General features: G+C 46.0%; 18 protein-coding genes. 5 read left to right on the top strand and 13 right to left on the bottom strand.

The window, feature by feature from the left end; all coding sequences use genetic code 11:
• Positions 1–200 precede the first annotated feature (200 nt).
• The 5 genes from KJB35_RS10735 (at position 201) to envZ (ending at position 5435) form a co-directional block, all read left to right on the top strand.
• The gene (locus KJB35_RS10735) at positions 201–2081 is read left to right on the top strand and encodes a RimK/LysX family protein (RefSeq protein WP_086013892.1); all 1881 of its coding nucleotides are present in this window, start codon (positions 201–203) and stop codon (positions 2079–2081) included.
• A 117-nt stretch (positions 2082–2198) separates the two neighbouring features.
• Positions 2199–2690: a transcription elongation factor GreB gene (gene greB / locus KJB35_RS10740; protein WP_053307281.1), complete on the top strand. Its 492-nt coding sequence runs from the start codon at positions 2199–2201 to the stop codon at positions 2688–2690.
• A gap of 105 nt (positions 2691–2795) precedes the next feature.
• The gene (locus tag KJB35_RS10745) at positions 2796–3191 is read left to right on the top strand and encodes a DUF1090 domain-containing protein (protein WP_005379332.1); all 396 of its coding nucleotides are present in this window, start codon (positions 2796–2798) and stop codon (positions 3189–3191) included.
• A 129-nt stretch (positions 3192–3320) separates the two neighbouring features.
• Positions 3321–4040, top strand: a complete 720-nt coding sequence (gene ompR / locus KJB35_RS10750; protein WP_005379333.1) for a two-component system response regulator OmpR — start codon at positions 3321–3323, stop codon at positions 4038–4040.
• A gap of 102 nt (positions 4041–4142) precedes the next feature.
• Positions 4143–5435, top strand: coding sequence for a two-component system sensor histidine kinase EnvZ (gene envZ / locus KJB35_RS10755; protein WP_017820700.1), 1293 nt, complete (start codon positions 4143–4145; stop codon positions 5433–5435).
• Between the two features lie 71 nt (positions 5436–5506).
• Here envZ and KJB35_RS10760 read toward each other — a convergent pair whose 3' ends face one another.
• The 13 genes from KJB35_RS10760 to KJB35_RS10820 form a co-directional block, all read right to left on the bottom strand.
• Positions 5507–6895 (bottom strand): uracil-xanthine permease family protein, encoded by a 1389-nt coding sequence (locus KJB35_RS10760; protein WP_005379335.1) that lies wholly within the window; start codon positions 6893–6895, stop codon positions 5507–5509.
• A 227-nt stretch (positions 6896–7122) separates the two neighbouring features.
• The gene (gene recG / locus KJB35_RS10765; RefSeq protein ID WP_169644338.1) at positions 7123–9204 is read right to left on the bottom strand and encodes an ATP-dependent DNA helicase RecG; all 2082 of its coding nucleotides are present in this window, start codon (positions 9202–9204) and stop codon (positions 7123–7125) included.
• A gap of 253 nt (positions 9205–9457) precedes the next feature.
• On the bottom strand, positions 9458–10141 hold the full coding sequence (trmH, locus tag KJB35_RS10770; RefSeq protein ID WP_005379339.1) for a tRNA (guanosine(18)-2'-O)-methyltransferase TrmH: 684 nt from the start codon (positions 10139–10141) through the stop codon (positions 9458–9460).
• A 52-nt stretch (positions 10142–10193) separates the two neighbouring features.
• Positions 10194–12314 carry a bifunctional GTP diphosphokinase/guanosine-3',5'-bis pyrophosphate 3'-pyrophosphohydrolase gene (gene spoT, locus KJB35_RS10775; RefSeq protein WP_005379340.1) on the bottom strand — a complete coding sequence of 707 codons (2121 nt, stop codon included), beginning with the start codon at positions 12312–12314 and terminating at the stop codon, positions 10194–10196.
• 39 nt (positions 12315–12353) lie between these two features.
• Positions 12354–12626, bottom strand: coding sequence for a DNA-directed RNA polymerase subunit omega (rpoZ, locus tag KJB35_RS10780; RefSeq protein ID WP_005379346.1), 273 nt, complete (start codon positions 12624–12626; stop codon positions 12354–12356).
• Positions 12627–12807: 181 nt separating this feature from the next.
• A complete protein-coding gene (gmk, locus tag KJB35_RS10785; RefSeq protein WP_005379347.1) occupies positions 12808–13431 on the bottom strand; it encodes a guanylate kinase in 624 nt (207 codons plus the stop codon).
• A gap of 448 nt (positions 13432–13879) precedes the next feature.
• Positions 13880–15103 carry a lipopolysaccharide assembly protein LapB gene (locus KJB35_RS10790; protein ID WP_005379348.1) on the bottom strand — a complete coding sequence of 408 codons (1224 nt, stop codon included), beginning with the start codon at positions 15101–15103 and terminating at the stop codon, positions 13880–13882.
• A 9-nt stretch (positions 15104–15112) separates the two neighbouring features.
• The gene (locus tag KJB35_RS10795; RefSeq protein WP_005379353.1) at positions 15113–15745 is read right to left on the bottom strand and encodes an energy transducer TonB; all 633 of its coding nucleotides are present in this window, start codon (positions 15743–15745) and stop codon (positions 15113–15115) included.
• 4 nt (positions 15746–15749) lie between these two features.
• Positions 15750–16157: a biopolymer transporter ExbD gene (locus KJB35_RS10800; RefSeq protein WP_005379359.1), complete on the bottom strand. Its 408-nt coding sequence runs from the start codon at positions 16155–16157 to the stop codon at positions 15750–15752.
• A 25-nt stretch (positions 16158–16182) separates the two neighbouring features.
• Positions 16183–16710 carry a MotA/TolQ/ExbB proton channel family protein gene (locus KJB35_RS10805; protein ID WP_005379363.1) on the bottom strand — a complete coding sequence of 176 codons (528 nt, stop codon included), beginning with the start codon at positions 16708–16710 and terminating at the stop codon, positions 16183–16185.
• 9 nt (positions 16711–16719) lie between these two features.
• Positions 16720–18081 (bottom strand): MotA/TolQ/ExbB proton channel family protein, encoded by a 1362-nt coding sequence (locus tag KJB35_RS10810; protein ID WP_005384750.1) that lies wholly within the window; start codon positions 18079–18081, stop codon positions 16720–16722.
• Positions 18082–18084: 3 nt separating this feature from the next.
• Positions 18085–18849 carry a DUF3450 domain-containing protein gene (locus KJB35_RS10815; protein WP_005379365.1) on the bottom strand — a complete coding sequence of 255 codons (765 nt, stop codon included), beginning with the start codon at positions 18847–18849 and terminating at the stop codon, positions 18085–18087.
• 65 nt (positions 18850–18914) lie between these two features.
• Positions 18915–21515, bottom strand: a complete 2601-nt coding sequence (locus tag KJB35_RS10820) for a TonB-dependent siderophore receptor (protein ID WP_104975749.1) — start codon at positions 21513–21515, stop codon at positions 18915–18917.
• Positions 21516–21891: the final 376 nt, after the last annotated feature.

Consider the following 21891-nt stretch of genomic DNA (forward strand, 5'->3'; position numbering starts at 1 on the left):
TTGTATAGAACATTGGGGTCGTTCGAAGAATTTGCAATGTTTTAAATTAACGAGGCAAAAATTTACCGGGCGCTGGTGGACATCAGTCAGATTTATGTCAAAACTGTAATTAAATTGAGAACTTATATCCGCAGTTATCGACTAACCTAATTCCACGGTTGTTGATATCACTAAATGTACCTCGGCTTATACGGATAATCATGATGAAAAAAATGTCTTTGGCGTTAGCGCTTACGAGTGCCTTACTTGTCGCCCCGCTTAGTTGGGCGCAGTCTATCTCAGGAACCACACAAGCTCCCGTTTATCAGCTCGATAACAAATTGGTACTAGGGCGTGTGGAGAGCGTCTACTACAGTGACATTCCGGAACTAAAAGCGGTGCCATTTATTGGCAAGATTGATACTGGTGCAGATACGACATCGATGCATGCGGAGAATATCCATGTCAGTAGCTCACACCCAGATTACCAAGATTTGAAAGATAACGAGTTACTTTGGGCGATTGTCGATGACTTAGGTGGTACGAAGGCAAAGTGGGACGCCGACAGCTTTAAGCCATATCAAGTAAAGGTTAGCTTTACGGTTCCTCACCCTTATACAGGGAAGGAAATACAGATTACCGATGATCTGGAAAGAGTGAGCGCGATTCGCAGTCGAACAAGCAAAAAGCCCATCCTACGCCCGACAATAAAAATGCCGATGACAATCGCTGGTCACACCGTTGATACGGAAGTGAACCTGACCAAGCGTACGCAATTCTCTTCTCCTATCTTGATTGGTAAAACCTATCTCGATGATAACGCATGGGTCTTCGCTGGTTACGATTACCTTCAAGAACAGCCACGCGCAAAAATGATTGGCAAAAAAGAGACGGTTGAAGTCGAAGGTGTGCCATATAAGATCAGCATCTCAACTTCTAGCCGTTATACCAACGTCCATGCACTGGACATCAAGGTAGACAAAAAGCATAACGAAGTCTCTTTTATGTTAGAGGGCGAGAATGGCAAGCGTCATCCAATGACATTACCCTTGGTACGAATGCTGAAAACGACCAAAAGCGAGCGCCCTTTAGTCTATTTACCCGTCAAAGTCGGCGAAAATGAAACTCAACGTTGGTTGGTGTATCTGCGTGATCGCAGTAAGTTCAGTTCGCAAATTCGCTTAGGTCGGGACGTCGCGAGTCAGCACTTTGTTATTGATACGGACAGAGAAAATCTACTGGGTGGCGTAGAAAAAACGTTCAAAAGCGCACTCAAATCAAAACCTCTTGTCGTTTCACCAGAAGAACAGGTCACCATTGATGGTTATACCGTCCCTGCTTACCCCACTTTTACTGTGAAAACGCCATTACTGCGTGTAAATGGGTTTGAAGTAACAGAAAAAGGTAAGGATGAATCCGTCACGTTTTATTTAATGAACGATGAGGGGAAAGAAGAAAAAATCACCAAACCAGTGTTGAAAAAGCTCAAGGTTGGCAGCGCGGTTCGCCCTGTTGTCGAAGGAGACTTTCTTCTCGGTAGAAAAGACACATCAATGAAGTTTGCGCTCGATGTGCTTGATGAGGGTGACACTCAACCCTTTTTCGTCTTTGGTCATGACATAGCCAAGGGTGGTGTGTTGCTGAACACTCGCGCAGACCATCTACTAGATGCAAGGCCACTTTTCAAAGCTGGCCATATCGAAGTGGCTGAAGTTGAGGGGATGTCTTTCCCTGTGAAGTTAGACACGGGTGCAGATGTAAGCTCAATCAATGCTAAGAACATCAAGCAGTTTAAGAAAGACGGCAAAGACATGGTGAGCTTTACCTATGAGAACGATCTTGGCATGAAACAGGCGTTTACCAAGCCTGTTGTTGATGTCATGCGTATTAAAGCTAAGAAAGGCGAGAAAGCGAACGTACGCCCTGTGGTTGAAATGCATGTTAAGCTTGGCGAATTAGAGAAGAAGATCCGAGTCAACTTACAGGACCGAGGTCGCTTCCATTACAGCATGATTTTAGGTAAAAACTTCCTAAAACATGGCGCGGTTGTTTCGAGTGATACGAATTACATCGTGACGCAAAAACCGGATTACGAAAAGTAACACTCTGGCCGCCTTATCACCTTGATACCCAAAGCCTGAACAACATTGGATCTTTGGGTATATCATCTCCTTAATGCTGCCAAAGAGCAGCATTTTTTAGTTGAGATAGGAGTTAATTTGAAAACTAAGCTGATTACACGAGAAGGTTACAACAAACTCAAACAAGAGCATGATTACCTTTGGAATGAAAAGCGCCCGGAAATCACCAAGATCGTCACTTGGGCGGCGAGCCTGGGCGATCGCTCAGAAAATGCGGATTACACCTTCAATAAACGTTTACTCCGTCAGATCGACCGTCGTGTCCGCTTCCTTCGTAAATTCCTGCCAGAAGTCACGATCGTTGACTATTCTCCGCAACAAGAAGGCAAAGTCTTTTTTGGTGCATGGGTGGAAATAGAAAATGAGGCAGGAGAAGTGAAAAAGTTTCGTATTGTCGGGCCTGAAGAGATTTATGGCGATGCGAAAGACTACATCTCTATCGATTCACCTATGGCGCGAGCGATGTTGAAAAAACAAGTGGATGAAGAGTTCACGGTACGCACCCCAGAAGGTGAAAAAGAGTGGTTCATCAACTCAATTGAATATATTCAACCGGCCTCGGAAGACTGAGGCTTTATCACCGATTCAAGTCTCATGAAGTTCACTAGGAGTGACTTGGGTCTCAACGTCAGAATATTTGGTATAAAGGCATGGTGCCTTTCTCGGAGAAGTAAAATGAACAAAGCAGTCATGTGTAGTGCTGCACTAACAATAGGTTTCTCACTTTCAGTTTTTGCTCAAGATGAAGTGAAAGGCTGTGACGCTAAAGAGTTAGCGGTAGAGCAGCAGCTCGAGTATGCAAAAGCGCAAGGTAATGAACATCGAATTAAAGGCTTGGAGCAAGCACTTTCCGCTATCCAGAATGAATGCTCGGAAGGTGAGCTGCGCCAAGAGCTGCAAACAGAAGTGGAAGAAAAGACTAAAGAAGTTGAGGAGCGAGAGGAAGAATTAGTCGAAGCTCAGCATTCAGGGAAAGCAGACAAAATTGAGAAAAAACGTCACAAGCTGGCTGAGGCACAGCAAGAGCTGCTTGAGGCCAAACGTGAACTGGAATGGAATTATGGTCAATAGTAGGTGCTGAAAATACCTGCTAGAGAGAGAATAAAGCGCTTAAGATAAAAAGAGTAACAATTTGCTTGAGCACGTTAGGAAAAACAGTGATACATTTTCGACAATAGACGCTTCTGAAAGGATGTTTCAATGCAAGAAAATCATAAAATTTTAGTGGTTGATGACGATGCTCGTTTACGTGCTCTATTGGAGCGTTACCTTTCTGAGCAAGGTTTTCAGGTACGAAGTGTCGCCAATGGCGAACAGATGGATCGCCTACTAACGCGCGAAAACTTTCACTTAATGGTGCTGGACCTAATGTTGCCAGGTGAAGACGGTTTGTCAATTTGTCGTCGTCTACGCCACGCGAACAATATGTTGCCAATCTTAATGCTCACCGCGAAAGGTGATGAAGTGGACCGCATCGTAGGTCTTGAGGTAGGGGCGGATGATTATTTGCCAAAACCGTTTAACCCACGCGAATTGTTGGCTCGCATCAAGGCAGTATTACGCCGCCAAACTGTAGAGTTGCCGGGTGCACCAAGCACGGAAGAAAAAGTGGTGGAGTTCGGGGAGTTCCGACTCAATCTAGGCACTCGCGAGATGTTCCGCGGTGACGAGGCAATGCCACTCACCTCTGGAGAGTTTGCTGTCCTAAAGGCGCTCGTGATGAATGCGCGTGAGCCAATGTCACGAGATAAATTGATGAACATGGCGCGTGGCCGTGAATATTCTGCAATGGAACGCTCTATTGACGTACAAATCTCACGCTTACGTCGCATGTTAGAAGACGATCCGAGCAAGCCGCGCTACATTCAAACCGTGTGGGGCCTAGGTTATGTTTTCGTCCCAGACGGCAAAGAGGTGTAATCTCTTCACTCCATAGCCAGCACTTGGCTATAGCAACTTCAGCCTTCATTACCTTCCCTTTGAAGGCTGAAATTTCGCGATTAGGACCACTAGGAACGTTCCATGCGCATCCGAAGTTCACTGACACAATCTATTCTGCTGTTCATCTCTTTGCTTCTCGCGAGCCAAGTTTTCTCTTACTACGCCGTTTTTAACTACGCGTTGATGCCGAGTTTGCAGCAGTTCAATAAAATTCTCGCCCATGAGCTCAATTTGGTGCTTGATGATGAAGGACCTTTAAAGTCTGATGCACCGTTAAGGCGTCAATTGTTAGAAAGATTAGGGGTGACGGTTCATAGTCTCGATAGCGATAAGGCGATTGAATTTCATCACGCAATGTCGATTGATTTGATGTCTGAAGAAATGAGCCAAGAGCTGGGTTCGCCCACAGAAGTGCGCTTATTGCTTGGCGATGAAAGTTACATTTTGTGGATGCACATCGAAAAGTTGCCGAACTCCATCATTCGTATTCCGTTATCTGAGCTGCAAGAAGAAGATTTTGCCCCGCTGTTTCGTAACAGCTTGATTATGGCGCTGCTGATCATTGCAGGTGGTTGGTTGTTTATTCGTTTGCAAAACCGTCCACTTTTGGCTTTAGAGAGAGCCGCGAAAGACGTCGGTCGAGGTGAGATCCCGCCCCCCTTAGCAGAGAAAGGCGCATCGGAGATTCGCTCTGTAACTCGAGCCTTTAATCAAATGTCGAAAGGTATTCAAGAGCTAGAAGAAGACCGAGCCTTATTAATGGCAGGGATTAGTCATGACTTACGAACACCTCTGACGCGTATTCGCCTAGCGACAGAAATGATGTCTCCTGAGGACAGCTATCTTGCGGAGGGGATCATTAGCGATACGGAAGAATGTAATGAGATCATCAGTCAGTTTATGGATTACCTCAAACCGGTGAACCAAGAATCGTTTGAAGCGGTTGATATCAGTACGATTGCCAGTGATGTCGCCAGTTCTGAAGGTGGTTATGAGGTTGAAATTGAAACAGATCTTAATCTTAACTTGCCGCCAGCCAAAGGAAGTGCGATTGCGATTAAGCGGGCGATCAGTAACTTAGTTGTGAATGCGCTACGTTATGGCAATGGCTGGGTCAAAATCAGCACTGGTGTGACAGCAGATAAGCAGCTAGTGTGGATTTCAGTAGAGGACAACGGACCGGGTATCGAGCATTCTCAAATCGCGAGGTTATTTGAACCCTTTACGCGTGGTGACACCGCTCGCGGTAGTGAAGGCACTGGGCTAGGGTTGGCGATTGTGAAGCGCATAATCAGCCAGCATTCAGGCTCTGTGGTGATGCGTAATCGCAGTGAAGGCGGTTTAATCGCTCAAATCAGCTTTCCTACCAAGTAAGTCGATGGCCTGCACCCTTTAAACAAAAAGCCCAACCTAAATAGGTTGGGCTTTTCTTATTCTCAATAATCTTAAGACTCTTTCACTTCCTGAGGAAGTTCATCTTCGTCTTCCAGTTTCTCTGGCAGAAGTAGATTTAAAATGATCGCTGTGATGCCACCTGCTGCAACACCAGTTGAGAAAATACTCTTAATAAATTCTGGCATAAATTGCAGGATCTCTGGTTTTTGTGCGATACCAAGTCCCATTGAGAAGGATAAGGCCATGATCAGAATTGCGCGGCGATCGAGCTCAACACGAGAGATAATACGCACACCAGCGGCAGCAATCGTACCAAACATGACAATCGTTGCGCCGCCAAGTACTGGCTCAGGAATCAACTGAACAAAGCTAGCGACGCCAGGAAACAAGCCAAGAATCACTAACATGCCTGAAATAAAGTAACCCACGTAGCGGCTCGCGACTCCTGTTAGCATGATGATGCCGTTATTCTGGCTAAACGTTGAGTTCGGGAAGCTGTTGAAAACGGCTGCGATTGCAGAGTTTAAGCCGTCTGCTAACACACCGCCCTTAATGCGTTTCATGTACACTGGGCCTTTTACTGGCTCACCAGACACTTCAGATGTTGCGGTAATATCACCGATGGCCTCTAGTGCGGTAATAAAGAAAATCAGTACCAGCGGAATGAACAGAGACCAGTCAAACGATAAGCCATATTGCATTGGTACGGGCAGTGCTACGATCTCGGTTGCGCCTAGCTGAGAAGTATCTACCATCCCCATAAAATACGCCATGATGTAGCCCACTAGCATCGCAATCACGATTGAAGCCACACGGATGTATGGGTTTTTCGAGCGGTTTAAAATCACAATTAATCCAAGTACGGTTCCAGCCAGAGCAAGTTTGTCTAAGCTGCCGAAGGTTCCTTCATTTAATGCTGCGTAGCCACCGCCCATTGATACTAAGCCGACTTGAATCAGTGTGAGACCGATAAGAGTGACGACGATGCCTGAAACGAGCGGAGTGATGATTCGGCGGGCATGCTCCAATACGCGAGATAGGAAAATTTCTGCAAATGATGCGACTAAAATCGTACCAAAAATGGCAGCCATCATGGTACTGATGTCTGCTCCACCGGCTTTCAGCGATAGGCCTGCACCAATAATAGGACCTAAAAAGTTAAAGCTGGTGCCTTGAACAGAGAGCAAACCAGAGCCAATTGGGCCAACGGTGCGAATTTGAATAAACGAAGACACGCCTGACGCAAACAAAGACATGCTGATGATGGTATTCGTTTGGTCTGCTGGTACACCCAAAGACTGACAGATGATCAGTGACGGAGTGATAACCGCGACGAACATCGCCAATAAGTGCTGAAGTGCGGCAAAAATGGTTTGAGGCAAAGGTGGTCGATCGTTGAGTTGATAGACCAGTTCCGAAGATCGGTTTGAAGTTGTCATTGTTTGTCTCGCTAGTCGCAATATTTCCCTAGTTCTCGCTGAATGGGAGAGCAGGGTGGAGTTGACGTCGTTACCTGTGATTGCTGTTAATCAGAGTCAACTCAGGTTGGTGGAGTGTGATCTAACACACTTAAAAATTTGTGCGCGATTATAGAGAGATTTTCTCAAAAAGCAAACGTTTGCTTTTGGCGTATTAAAAAACGAGCCATTTGGCTCGCTTTCAATCATTACGCTTTGGAGTAAATATCCCGCTCACCCAACCAGCGATCGATAATCGCTGTTGCGTTAGTCGGGTAATTGTCATGAATATGACGCGCAATACGCTGAACTTCGGGAATCAGGCGTTGATCTCGAACTAAGTCTGCGATTTTGAAATCAGCAAGACCTGTCTGCTTTGTACCCAATAGTTCTCCAGGGCCGCGAATTTCTAGGTCTTTCTGCGCAATGACGAAGCCATCGTTACTTTCACGTAGTACTCCGAGACGTTTTTGCGCGGTTTTTGACAGCGGAGAGTGGTACAGCAGCACACAATGGCTAGCAACGGAACCTCGGCCCACGCGACCTCTTAACTGGTGTAATTGTGCCAAACCAAGACGTTCAGGGTTTTCTATGATCATCAAGCTAGAGTTTGGCACATCCACACCAACTTCAATCACTGTCGTTGCGACCAGCAAATGCAGTTTATTGTCTTTGAAATCTTGCATCACCGCTTGTTTCTCTGCCGGCTTCATTCGTCCGTGTACTAGACCAATTTTTACGTCCGGTAGCTTACGTTGAAGCTCTTCTGCGGTATCTGCCGCGGCTTGCGCTTCTAATACTTCCGACTCATCAATCAGGGTACACACCCAATATGCCTGCTTGCCTTCGTTTAAGCAGGCATTTCGGACACGTTCGACGATATCATTGCGTTTGGTATCTGGAATCGCGACAGTCTGGATTGGTGTTCGACCTGGCGGTAACTCATCAATCACCGACGTTTCTAAGTCAGCATAAGCAGTCATGGCTAACGTTCGCGGAATCGGCGTTGCTGTCATGATGAGCTGATGTGGATAGGCGCCTTGTTTTGCGCCTTTTTCACGCAATTCTAATCGCTGATGGACACCGAAGCGGTGCTGTTCATCAATGATGACCAAAGCAAGGTGATGAAATTCAACGTGCTCTTGGAATAGCGCGTGAGTACCCACTACCATTTGCGCTTCACCACTGGCAATACGAGCCAGCTCGGCTTCCTTTGCCTTACCTTTGAGTTTGCCCGCTAACCAACCGACTTGAATGCCCATTGTTTCAAACCAGTTTGCGAAGTTGATAGCGTGTTGCTCGGCCAATAGTTCGGTTGGCGCCATGAGTGCCACCTGATGGCCATGCTCAATGGCTCTAACAGCGGCCAAAGCGGCAACCAACGTTTTCCCCGAACCAACATCGCCTTGCACTAATCGCATCATTGGGTGCGGTTTTTCTAGATCGGCTTCAATCTCTTGTACTACTCGGGTTTGAGCGTTTGTAGGAGAGAAAGGCAGTTGGGCTAAAAGCTGCGTTTTTAGTTTATTACAAGGACCGAGAGGTAGCGCTGAATCCTTCTGACCTTTGCTACGCACCGCTAGCATCGATAAGTTTTGTGCGAGCAATTCTTCCATGATCAAGCGGATTTGGGCAGGATGTTTGCCTTCGTCAAACTCATCTAAATTAATGGTTGGTGGTGGGCGATGAATGGTGTGCAGCGCTTGCGACATCGTGATTTGATGGTCATACAACCCCGCTGGAAGTAATTCCTGCACTGCGGTTTTATCAAGCAGGGCTAAAGCTTGTTCGGTAAGGTTGCGTAATGTGATTTGGCGTAAACCATCGGTGGTGGGATAAACAGGGGTTAAGCTCTGTTCTACATCGGGCTTTTGCTCGCTGACGTAAAACTTGTAGTCAGGGTGAACAATTTCCAAGCCCACGCCACCGCGCTTAATTTCACCGTAAGCATGTACTAACTTACCTTGCGTGAAATTGTTCTTCATGGCTGCGGTAAAGTTGAAAAAGCGCAGCGTGATAGTGCCATTACCGTCGCTGATTTTTACCGTTAGCATTTTGCGCTTACCGAAGATAGTGTCGACTGCCATGACCTTACCTTGCACGGCTGCCCAAAGGCCAGCATGCAGTTTGGCAATAGGGTAAATACGAGTACGATCTTCGTAGCGTAACGGAAGGTGAAACAGCAAATCTTGAACGCTATGTAAGCCAACTTTGGCGAGTTTTTCTGCGACTTTCGCGCCAACTCCAGAAAGGGAGGTTAATGGGACGGCAGATAACATTTGGGCGGACATAGAGGGCTCAAGAAAATGGTTAACATAGCAGTATGTTAACCATGGAGCTGTGTTTTTGTACAGGAAAAAATAGTCATGCTTTAGTTAGTGTCATGATTTGACTGATCACCTATCATTCCGAGGAGCTTTAGCGACATCAGGATTCTATTTCCAACAAGTATGTCGCTGAAGTTAACACTATCAGCATCTGTATATTTGAGAATTAGATCCTGAACCACGCTCCTTCGCCGCCGTTCAGGATGACGAAAGTCTGTTACTTGCTTTGCATCTCTTGCCACCACGCGTCATCGGCGATGATTTGACCTTCTTCATCGAGTGGTGGGTAAACGAGCCCTTTTCGTTTCGCGACCTTTGCCAGCACTGGGTGACCACGTTCAAAGAGAATACGGTTGATTGTCTCTTTAGGCAGAGCGCTTTCTTCTCGGTCGTACATGCCTGCGGCTTCACGTTGACGTTGCGCTTCATACAAAATTACGGCACTGGCAACCGATACGTTTAGTGACTGCACCATGCCCACCATTGGGATAATAATGTCTTGTTCGGCAAGCTGTTTGGCTTGCTCCGAAGCGCCAACTTTTTCACTGCCTAAAATGATTGCCGTTGGTCTGGTGTAGTCGATCTCGCGAAAATCGACGGCGGTGTCCGAAAGATTGGTCACCAAAACCTGCATACCTTGCGCTTTGAGTTCGGTAATCGCAGTTTCAATCGAATCGTGAGTATCCACTTCAACCCAGTTACGCGCGCCAGCTGAGGTATGGCTCAGCGTACGCATTTTGTCTGGCCAAATTGCGTGAACTTTGTGTAAGCCTGTCGCGTCAGCGGTGCGGATCACAGCAGAGACGTTGTTTGGCTTATGTACTTCTTCGAGACAAAGTGTCAGATCAGTTTGGCGAGTTTTTAGGACTTGGTGAATACGGTTGTAACGTTCTAGGTTCATATTTATTGAGGTATAAAAAATCGCCACCTAACAGAGTAGGTGGCGATAGAGGTTAGTTCTTTCTGCGTCTGACTCGGGTTGCTTGAGGCATTGCCTTAATCTTACGCATGATACCAGCAAGGTGGACACGATCTTTCGTCGTCAACAGCACAGTCACAGTGTATAAACGACCATCACGTTCTTCCGTTGAAAGGCCATGAATGTTTGATCCTGTTTTCGAGATCACGTTGGTCAGTTCTGCAAGAGCACCTTGGTTGTTAAGCATGTCGACTTTAAGTTCAGCAATGAACTCTTTATCGTAGTCTTCAGACCAAGCGACAGCCATATAACGGTCTGGCTCTTTCTGATAACCACGAACGTTCGGACATGTTTCTCGGTGAACAACCAAACCACGACCAGGCGATACGTGAGCAATAATGTGATCATCTGGGATAGGATGACAACAATTTGCAAACGTCAGCAATAAGCCTTCTGCGCCACGAATCGGAAGCTTCTTCTTCGAGTCCGTTGGGATTGAACTTGTTGTCGTGAGCTCTTCGGTGTCACCAAGGAGACGACGTGCGATCACAATGCTCATCAACTCACCCAATCCAATAGCAGCCAATAAATCATCGATGCTTTCTAGGCGAAGATCATTCAAGACTTCTTGGATATTTTCTGGATAAATTGAATCAATCGAGTGACGGCCAAGTGCGTGATTAAGTAGGCGACGACCTAAAGTAATCGACTCTTCACGACGCATCGTTTTCAGTACTTGTCGAATCTTAGTGCGGGCACGAGAAGTCACGACATAGTTTAGCCATGCCGCATTCGGACGCGCACCAGGGGCACTGATAATTTCCACTGTCTGACCGTTTTTCAATGCCTTACTCAATGGGTAAGGGTTACGATCAACACGAGCACCAACACAAGAGTTGCCTACATCGGTATGTACGGCATAGGCAAAGTCGACAGCCGTTGCGCCTAAAGGTAATTCAACGATACGACCTTTTGGTGTGAAGACGTAAATCTCATCTGGGAAAAGATCGGATTTTACGTTTTCAATGAATTCGAATGAGTTACCCGCGCTTTGTTGTAGCTCTAACAGGCTTTGCATCCAACGCTGAGCTTTTACTTGCGCAGTGGTGCCAGACTTGTCGCCTTTGTCTTTGTAAGACCAGTGTGCCGCGACACCTTTGTCCGCCATTTGATCCATATCTTCAGTACGGATCTGAACTTCAACAGGTACGCCGTGTGGACCAACCATGGAAGTGTGTAGCGATTGGTAGCCGTTCGCCTTTGGTACCGCGATATAATCTTTCATGCGACCAGGACGTGGCTTATACAAGCTGTGTACTTGGCCTAAAACGCGATAACAAGTATCAGCGGTATCAACAACGACTCGGAACGCATAGATATCCATGATGGTGTGAAAGCGCTGTTCTTTGGTTTTCATCTTGTTGTAGATAGAGAACAGGTTTTTCTCACGACCAACGACGCGAGCATTCAAGCCAAAATCTTGCAGACGGCCTTCTATTTCGCTGTGAATGCGTTGGATCATCTCTTTACGATTACCACGTGCGGCTTTAACCACTTCTTTCAGTACGCGGTAGCGGTTGGGATATAGCGCCTCAAAGCCCAACTCTTCGAGTTCAGTTTTGATATTGTGAATACCAAGACGATGAGCGAGGGGCGCGTAAATTTCTAACGTTTCACGAGCAATACGACGCTTTTTATCTGGTCGAAGCGCGCCAAGCGTACGCATGTTGTGCGTGCGGTCAGCCAGTTTGATCAGAATGACGCGGATATCTTGCACCATGGCCAGAACCATCTTACGAAAGTTCTCAGCCTGAGCCTCTTTCCTATCGCGGAATTTGAGTTTGTCCAGTTTAGATACACCATCAACCAATTCTGCGACAGTGTTGCCGAATTTCTCTTCGAGATCTTCTTTAGTTACATCACAGTCTTCAATGACGTCATGCAGCAAAGCAGCTTGGAGGGTTTCGATATCAAGGCGCATTTCGGCCAAGATACGAGCCACTGCGACAGGGTGGATGATGTATGGTTCACCGCTAGAGCGGGTTTGCCCTTCATGGGCATCTCTCGCTACCACATAAGATTGACGCAGAGCCTCAATCTGAGGCTCTGTTAGGTATTCTTGGGCAACGTCTTTGAGGCTATCGAATAGATACAAATTATAGGCCCGGGAGGTTGTTGAATTCTAAAGTCAGAATTAACGGTTGTGAGCGATGCTGCTTACTGCCGCTAGCTCTGCCGCTTCTTGCTCTTGCTGTTCTTGACGTTCACGAGCGTCTAGAACTTCTTTAGTAATTAAACCTTCTTCGATTTCGCGTAGAGCGATAACCGTTGGCTTATCGTTCTCTTCTGGCACTAGTGCATCTTTACCGCCAGTTTGCATTTGACGAGCGCGGCGAGCCGCAATCAGTACTAGGTCGAAACGGTTGCCAACTTTTTCAACAGCGTCTTGAACAGTTACGCGTGCCATGAGGACTCCAAATAGTTAACTAAAATTTTAGAATGACGAGAAAGTATACAACCTAACTACTTTATTTACTAGCAATTAGACAAGCCACCGTTTGTGGACTTTCTCAGGTAGTTTATTGTGTTTTTCGCACTGGGCAAAAAACGGGAAATTCTTTATGTTTTACAGCGTGACTTTTTTGAAGTTACTCTGCTAACAACGCGTCAAGCATACCTTTATATTTAGCAGCTTGCTTTTCTTCCTTCAATCTTTCAGCACGCAAGATAGCTTTAAAATCCATCAAAGCGGTATCAAAATCGTCGTTTACGATCACGTAGTCGTACTCGTTGTAATGAGAGATTTCCGACTTGGCTTCAGCCATACGCTTTGCGATCACTTCATCGCTATCTTGACCACGAGTGTTCAAGCGACGCTCTAACTCACCGTTTGATGGTGGCAGGATGAAGATGCTTTTGGCTTCTGGCATTTGTTCACGGATTTGGCGTGCGCCTTGCCAGTCGATATCTAGAAAAACGTCGATACCTTTATTTAGTGTTTCTTCAATCCATACACGAGATGTGCCGTAATAATTACCAAACACTTCTGCGTATTCTAGGAAGTCACCTTTAGCGATCAGGGCTTCAAACTCATCTTTCGCTACAAAATGGTAGTGGACACCATTTTCTTCACCAGGTCGCATGTTGCGCGTGGTGTGAGACACAGACACTTTCATTGCGTAGGTTGGGTTGCGTTCCAACATCGCTGAGATCAAGCTAGATTTACCTGCGCCGCTAGGTGCAGATACGATATAGAGAGTACCTTTGCCCATTGTACTGTTCCACTTTTGATTGGATTGATTGAGTGCCGAAGGAAAGTTCGACATTCTTATAACGATAGCACTGGCATTGAGAAATCAACCACCAAAGGGGTGGGTATTGGTGATAATCACGCCAGAAAAATGGAGGCGAAGAGTATCATGATCTCTATTTTGTTACCAGTTGATCTTTCTGTCTGTGATCGTCTCAGATGAAATAGTTACTTACGCCAGAGTGTTCCTAAACAGCGAAGAAGGAGCGTGATACAGGACTTACCATCCGCGCACTCTGTTATTAAAACCATTTCTACAACCGTTTAGTGTGCTGACTTTAGGTTTAGAGTCCCGATTTGGCTTGCGTGAGTGACTCTGGTTAAAAATAGGGGTTAATAAAGATAAAACGGAAAAAAGGGGAAGCTTTCACTTCCCCAGGCGTGCGACTGACTCACACTTAATCTTCGAATTATCCTTGAGACTCTAGGAAATTTATCCAAGGGCTAACGGTTGACCTGAATTTTGGCGATTGAGCAGCGCCTTTCATCGCCTGCAAGGCCTTTTGTGGCTGCTTAAGCTCGAAATAGGCCATCCCGCGAATGTATTCAAGTTCTGCCTTTTGCTCTTTAGAGGCACTGGATGCCGCGCTTTCTACAAAACGAGTTGCTTCAGAATACTGCTTGTCTTGTATCATTAAGCGAGCAATCTGAATTTGCGTTTTAGCAGAAGGAGCGAGGTTATATGACTTTTTATAAGCGAGAATTGATTTATCTAGCTCTTTAGCTTGCTGCCAGAAGCTGGCTAGGCGGTCATAGTTTTCCTTCGTCTTTTCAATGTTTCCAGCTGCCATTTCCTTTTCAAGAGTTTTGGCTGCTTTATATGGAATACCTTGATAAGCCAAGAAGTTTACAAAGCGTAAATATTCCTTCTCTCCTTCTAGTTTCCCCATTTTGTAAACCATTTCTAGGGTGGCTAGAGAGTTGCGCTCTTGACCTAGCTCCATGTAGACACCAGAAAGTTGCATCCAGTAACGCTTTTTCTGAGGGTACTTTGAAGTCAGAGTTTTGAGTACACTGGCAACGCTTTTCAGCTGGCCTAACTCGTAGTGAGATGCAACGAGAATTAAGTACCAAGACTCACTTGGGCTCTTGCTCATCGCGATGGCTTTTTTGGTTGGCGGGATTGCATTTTTGTAATCTTCCAACTGAACATAAGCGCTCGCTAACGTGATATAAGCATGAGCTTGAGGCTTCTCTTTGGTTGTTTCTGCAACCTTGAACCATTCCTTCATCGTTTTTACAGACAACGTATACTTTTCTTCAGCTAGGTAAAGCTGAGCCAAGCTGTAGCGAACTTGTTGAGCAACAGGAACGGGAAGTGCGTCGAGCTGTAATGCTTCGGCAAAGTATTTTGCTGCTTGCACATAATTGTCTTGTAGCGAATACAAAAAGCCAGTCTGCTGAAGTAAAACTGCTCGGTCGTATTTTTTCGAACTTGTGCTTTCTAAAGCGCTTGCTAGTTTTTCTTTCGCTGCTGAATATTTTTCAGTTGCGATCAACTCTTGCACTTTGTTAACGGTTCGAAATGTCCGATCTGATAACTGAGGAGCTTCTTTTGCCATCGTAGGAGCGGCCATTGCCACTCCTGCGAAGAGAATTAAAGAAGCCACTTTGCTTTTCCATAAACTTTTCATCGTGACTCCTTAATTGGTTGAGAACTCTATTTCTTGCGATAGGCGCGAGCTAACAGGTTTCCCGTCAACCAATTTTGGTTTAAATGTCCATTTAGAGACTGTTTTTCTTGCCGCTCGACCGAGGCCTAAGCGTCGTGGTTGCTCTTTAAGAACTTTGATGTCCTCTACGGCACCACGTGCGTTGACAGTAAACTCTAATAAGACGACCCCTTTTTCTATTCCTGCTTTCGCAGCCTTCCTAGGCATTTGAGGTTGGAATGTCGCTAGAGGTGTTGGACCTCCGCTACCCGCGAGTTGCGCACCTCCACCCTGGCTATAATGTCCAAGCACCGAACCACCTGTAACATTTACGGGTAGGTCAAGCTTTGGCATATCCATTGGGGTCTGCTCCATCACCGGTTTTACTGTCGCTGTCACTTTCATTTCTGGCGGCGGCGGCGGACGCTTAGGCGGTGGTGGCTTTGGAAGTTCGCGTTTTTTCTCCTGTATTTTTTCGTCTGGTTTAATGCGAATAAACTCGACCATACGCAGGTCATCATTCGACACTAACTCGTGGCGCTCTTTGTTTACTAGCTTGTCCATCCCCCAGAACAACCCGAGGGAGACAATGAGCGCCAGTGCAATTGAGGCCAGATACCGCATAAGCTTAATCCTTATTGGTTGCGGCAATGGAGATGCTTTCTACACCTGCCATTTTGATCTGGTCCATAACCTTCACGACTACGCCAGCATTTGCTTCTGTGTCGGCTTGGATAACAACTGCGCCATCAGGGCTTTCTGCACGAAGACGTTCAATATTCGCGCGAACCGCGTCCACTTCGATGCGGCGTTTATCAACCCAAACATCACCCGCCGCACCAACTGCGACCATGATGTTACCTTTTTTCACGGTTTGCGCAGAGCTTGCCGTCGGGCGGTTTACTTCTAGACCAGCTTCTTTTACGAACGATGTTGTTACGATAAAGAAGATCAACATGATGAATACGATGTCGAGCATCGGTGTCATATCGATAGCGGTTTCATCACTGCTATCACTGCTATAGCGTCTTTTCATGACCTATACCTCTAATTCCATTTACTCAGGCAATATGCTTTAGCTTATCTTCCAGCTTTTGCGTTGTGACTTTGGCTAAATGATCAAGACGTGAACTAAAGAACAGTCCTGATAGAGAAGCCACCATCCCGGCTAACGTTGGGATTGTTGCCTTTGAGATCCCCGAGGCCATTGCTCGAGGGCTTCCTGTTCCTGTTACCGCTAAGATGTCGAATACTTGGATCATGCCAACAACGGTGCCGAGCAAACCCAGTAAGGGACAAAGCGCAATCAACACTTTCACGATTGGCAGGCCCTTTTTATTCTCAATGTCCTGACGAGAAACAATTTCTTGTCGGATCATCTTAGCGTTCCAGCTCTGGTGCTCTGATCGCCCCTGCCATGAGCCAACGGCTTTTTTCATGGCTTTTGGAGCGACGGCAGCAAAATAGAACCAACGTTCTAACAATACTGCCCACAGCATAAAGCTGAGGATGAAGATGGCGACGAGTACATCGCCACCCATTCCCAAGAAGCGCCTAATTGATTCAAGTTCTCCAACTAACCACCACATAACGCCTCCTTAGCTTTCGGCTTTATGTAGTTTTTCCTGATAGCGAGCGATGAAGCCTGCACTCTGTTCTTCAAGAGTTTGAACCAAACGACGACCTTTACTGTGTACGATGGTGTAAAGGAACAGTAATGGAATTGCGACAACCAGACCTAACATGGTTGTAACAAGAGCTTCAGAAATACCGCCAGCCATCAGTTTAGGATCGCCGGTACCGAACAGAGTAATGGCTTGGAATGTGCCGATCATGCCCATTACCGTACCCAGTAGACCAAGTAGAGGTGCTACAGAAGCAAATAGCTTGATTGAACTGATGAAGCGTTCAATGCTCGGCGCGTTACGTAGGATGATTTCGTCCAGTTTCGCTTCAAGATCTTCAAGGTTGTCACCTTTGTGCTCTTGGTAAGCCTGGATAACTTCACCCAGAGGGTTACCAGGAATCACGGTTTCTGATTTCGCTTGCTTACGCATTTTACCGCCAATCACTTGAAGGCGTAGGAAGCAAACTAGAGCAATGATAGCGCCAACTGCACCCATACCAAGGATGACGTAACCTACAATGCCACCTTGATCAATACGTTCTTGAACGGTAGGGCTTTGTACAAGTAGAGACAGAATTACACCACGGGATGGGTCAATAAACAGTGGCTCATAGCTGTTTGACGCTGACTCAAAGCCCGCAACATGACGTGTAATATTGGTGCGAGGCTGTCGAGAGAGTTCTTCGAACTTACCTGTTTGAGGTACATAAGTAACGTACTTACCATCGGCAATCGCGTTAAATTCACCGACAAGAGTAACATCGCGAACCGCTTCTTTACCTTCGCCATAAACAACCGTTGCTTGGGTTGTTGCTGTCTCGCCTGAGGCAACCACTTGTTGAAGAATGGTATGCCAGAATGCTTCTAGCTCTTGTGTTGATGGCAGTTCTTTACTTTCAGCCAGTTTCGTTAGTAGAGCGTCACGCTCTGGGAACTGAACTGCGTTTTGAGAGGCTGCAAATAAGCCTTTAAACTCGCCCGCATATTGGCGGACCACACCAAACATTTCGCCCAAAGTACCAGAGCGAACACGTAAGGTTTCTGTTAGTTCAGTCAGCTGCTTATCGTTTTCATCAAATGTCGCTTTAAGTTGATCGCCCAGTGCTTGCTGTGAAGCTAGCTCTTCACGAGCCTGTTGCAATAATGCTGCTTGCTTATCTCGGTTGTTCTTGAACTCAGCTTCACGGGCTTTGTTCTCTTTTGACTCAACGATGCTTTCTGATTTTACGTTTTTGAGTAGTTCAGATAGGTTTTTAGGCGTTTCTGCTTGTACGCCTGAAACCATAAATAAGCTCGCTAGTAGACCAGCGGCTAGAGTTTTGAATCCTTTCATCTCTTATTCCTCCCCAGCATATACAGGCAATTTGATTAGCGCTGGTGGCGCTTGCTTCTTCGCGATACGAAGGCCTTGCTGTACCGCTATGCGGTAGCTTTCCGGTAATGTTTCCCATTGACGTGTTTGTTGGTTCCACATACCTGTCTCACCACCGTCTGGAGATTGGAATAAAAGCGCCGTGCGACCAATACGTAGGAAATCGTAAGTCACGGTTTCCCCATTTCTATCTAGGCTAGCTTTGTAAGATTCAATTGAGCGAGAGAAGCCTTCTTCAATTTGGTAGGCTTCCATCACTTTACGGAATTTCTCAGAAGTTGTTACGTCGGCGCGATCCATGAGACGACGCAATTCTTGGACACGTTTATTACGTTCTTTTTTCTGGAAAGGCAGATCGAGAGTCACAAACTCATCGAGTGCATCGATCATTTTAAGTGTTAGTGGCACTACTTCTGTTGCCGTTTGATCGATCTGAGCAATTTGGTTATTTAATGAGTCCAATTCACCTTGCTGTGATTGAACCATACGGTTAATTTGCTCGTTGTAGACTTTCATGCTGTCGATTTGACGTAGTAAGCCTTTGTATTCTGCCAACATGCCTTCAGTACTTTCGGCATAATTGTCGATTTTTTGTTGCGAAGCTTCTGAAGATTGATTTGCTTTTGCTTGTGTGGAAACGACAGCACCAGAGTTGGCCGCTATAGAGCTACTACTGATAGTAAGCAATGCTGCAGCTATGGCACTGAGACCAAATTCCTTGAATTTCATGGTTGCATCCTTGTCAGTGTTTTAGTCAGTCGAAAAGGGCGCGGAAAACCCGCGCCAAATATTTTTTAGAAGTCGTATGATGCCTCGACGTATAGCTGACGTCCGATTGGATCGTCATACCCAGTTGCATAGAATGGAGAGGTATCGCTTAGAGGATCTGCAGGCGGTACTTTGTCAAACATGTTGATAGCACCAAGAGTTACACGACCACTCTCGTTGAATTGGTAAGAAGCCGTTAGGTTCCACGTTGTCATACTAGCGATTTCTGCTTTGTAACCCGCTTTTTTAGCAGAATCACAGTCATCAAAGTAGTAACGGTTTGCGTAGCTTGAACACATACGGTCGCGGTATTTACCAAATAGGTTGATAGCGACATCTTCATATGCCCAGCCAAGATTTAACGTTGCGGTGTATTCAGGCATGAAATCTCTTTCATCCGTTACAGGCTCGCTGTCGTTTTCTTGATATTCAGCAATCAAGATCTTCGTTACAGCAACACGCGTGTTAAATGAGCCGAACTCATTAGTGTCGTATGCGTATTTGATCGCTAGGTCAATACCAGAACGCTCTTCATACGACTGGTTCACTGGACCATAGGATACCGACTTGATGGTGCCATCTGGGTTACGAACGACTTCAGTACCTGGGTATTTACCTGGATCGTTAATTACGTCTTGGTAAGTTGGTGCTGTTACGACGTCTTCCATCTTGATGTGGTACCAGTCAACGGTTACACCAAGATCATCAACAGGCTCCCACGCTAGGCCCAAGTTAATGTTTGTACTTGTTTCTTCTTTCAGCTCTGAGTTAGGGCCATTAAGCGTATCGAAGTACTGAGTATCACACTCTGGGTACTTATCTTTATCTTGTGGGCCGCTACCACCAGCATTGGTACAAAGCTCTGGGTCAAAGCCAGAACCAAAGCCTCGAGTTTGATCACCAAATAGTCGCTTCAAGTCTGGAGCTCGGAAGCCTAGACCGTAGCTACCACGTAGCAATAGGGTGTCAGTAGGACGGTATGCTAGGGCTACTTTAGGAGTGAATGCGCCACCAGTTGCCGAGTCGTCGAAGTAGTGGTCGTAACGACCAGCGACAGTCATTTCTAAATCTTCAATGATAGGAATAAGAGCTTCAACACCAAGACCAATCTGATCACGGTCACCGCCGCCTGACGTTCCACCTAGACCAGAGAAACCACCAGCTGCTGTTGTAGCATCAATCGTCTCATTGTAGTCAGTACGGTTCCATTCACCATAAACAGCAAAGCCAGACATACCTGCAGGAAGTTCAACCAAATCACCAGCCAGTGAGCCGTTAACAGAGTAAAGCTTTGAGTAAGCTTCTTTGCTTGAAGTGCCGCTGTATTTGTCTACAACGTCTTGAGAGATAGGCCCTAGAAGATCGACATCACCATTTTGTACAGCTTGGTCGAGAGTTAGGAAGATTGCTGGGTTGCTTGTTTCAACGCTTTGCTCAGAGTAACCAGCGGATAGGTCCCAATCATACGTATCAGCAAGCAGGCCGTTCAAGCCTAAGGTTAAGCCAAAAGAATCGGCTTCAGTGTTACTTTCGCGTGGTCCAAATTCGACCATACGGCGAGTGTATTCGCCTTCGCCGCGGAAGTGAGTGGCATCAACTTCTACGCTGTAAGGGTTAGGTTCGAATTCAGATTCTGTAGACTTGTAGCCAAAACGGGCTTCTGCCATGGCAGTGACATTGTCGTTAATGTCCATTTCACCACGTAAAAGTAGGTCTACTTGTTTGTTTTCTGGTTTTAATGTTCGGTACGCAGAGCGGTTAACACCACACTTTCCATCCGCTCGTTCAATCGCGGCATCACCAACGACTTCTTTACATGAAGAACCTGCATCAGCTGGTGTTAGAAGTGTTCCGTTGGCGCCTTCAAAGTTTGCACCGTAGCTAGAGTAGCCACTTAGCTGAGAACGGCTAGAACCGTCATCGCCAGCCCAATCATCTCGGTCAGATTGCTTTAGCATTTCGTTGCCCGCAAATTGGCCAACGAAGAGAATACGTTTGTCGTCAAAGTTTTTGCCAGCTACAACGTCTAAACGACCATTTTGGTAACCACCATCCGTCGCGTCACCCGCGCGTACTTTTACAGAAACGCCATCAAAGTCTTTCTTTAAAATGAAGTTTACGACACCACCGATTGCGTCGGAGCCGTAGATAGCAGAACCTGAGTCGGTCATTACTTCAACACGCTCAATAGCGGCGACAGGGATTTGGCCGATATCTTGGAAGTTAGATGTACCATCTTGTGCTAGCGGGTATTGAGGAAGACGACGGCCATCAATAAGAATCAATGTGCGTGACGCGCCAAGGCCACGTAAGTTGACTGACTGCGCTGCTGGTGTAAACGAGAAAGAGTCTGTTTGAGCCATTACACCACCTGTGTTTTGGGTCAAACTGTTCAATACGTCTTGCGCGCTGTTAAAGCCTTTAGACTCAATGTCTTTACTATTAATAACAGTAACTGGTGAAGGACCTTCCATATCCGTCGTGGAGATACGCGAACCAGTAACTTTCATCTTTTGAAGTTTTTCAACTTGCTGCTCTTCTGCCAGTGCTGTTGCTGGGGCTGCAACTGCTGCTGTCCCCAAAGCAAGGCTTATCGCAACAGATAAAGCGGTTGTGTTTTTATACATCCTTGTTGCTCCGATTATTATTATTTCCTATGTCTGGCCGCATAGCGGCCAAATGTGACGTTAATATTTCGTTAACGTTCGGCCAATGTATAACCGAGATGAAAAAAGGAAGTCAAACCAGTGGTAAACGGGGATGCTTAAATGTAAAAAAGATGTGAATAACTGGGCTTTGTTAAAAAGGCGGAATAAAAAACCGAATAAAGTTTATGAATCGATATTAAATTTCAATAAAACACCGTATTTTGTGTTTCTTATAAACTTTAATGACTTATCTTGCCTATGGTTTTTTAGTGGGTAATTGAATCTGGAAAAAGATATTTTCCCAGTGAATTGTTCTGAGATGAGTTTTATATCGAATCCATACTTTGTTAGCTCG

Source organism: Vibrio sp. D431a (assembly GCF_030248655.1).
In the GTDB taxonomy this organism is placed as follows: Bacteria; Pseudomonadota; Gammaproteobacteria; order Enterobacterales; family Vibrionaceae; genus Vibrio; species Vibrio alginolyticus.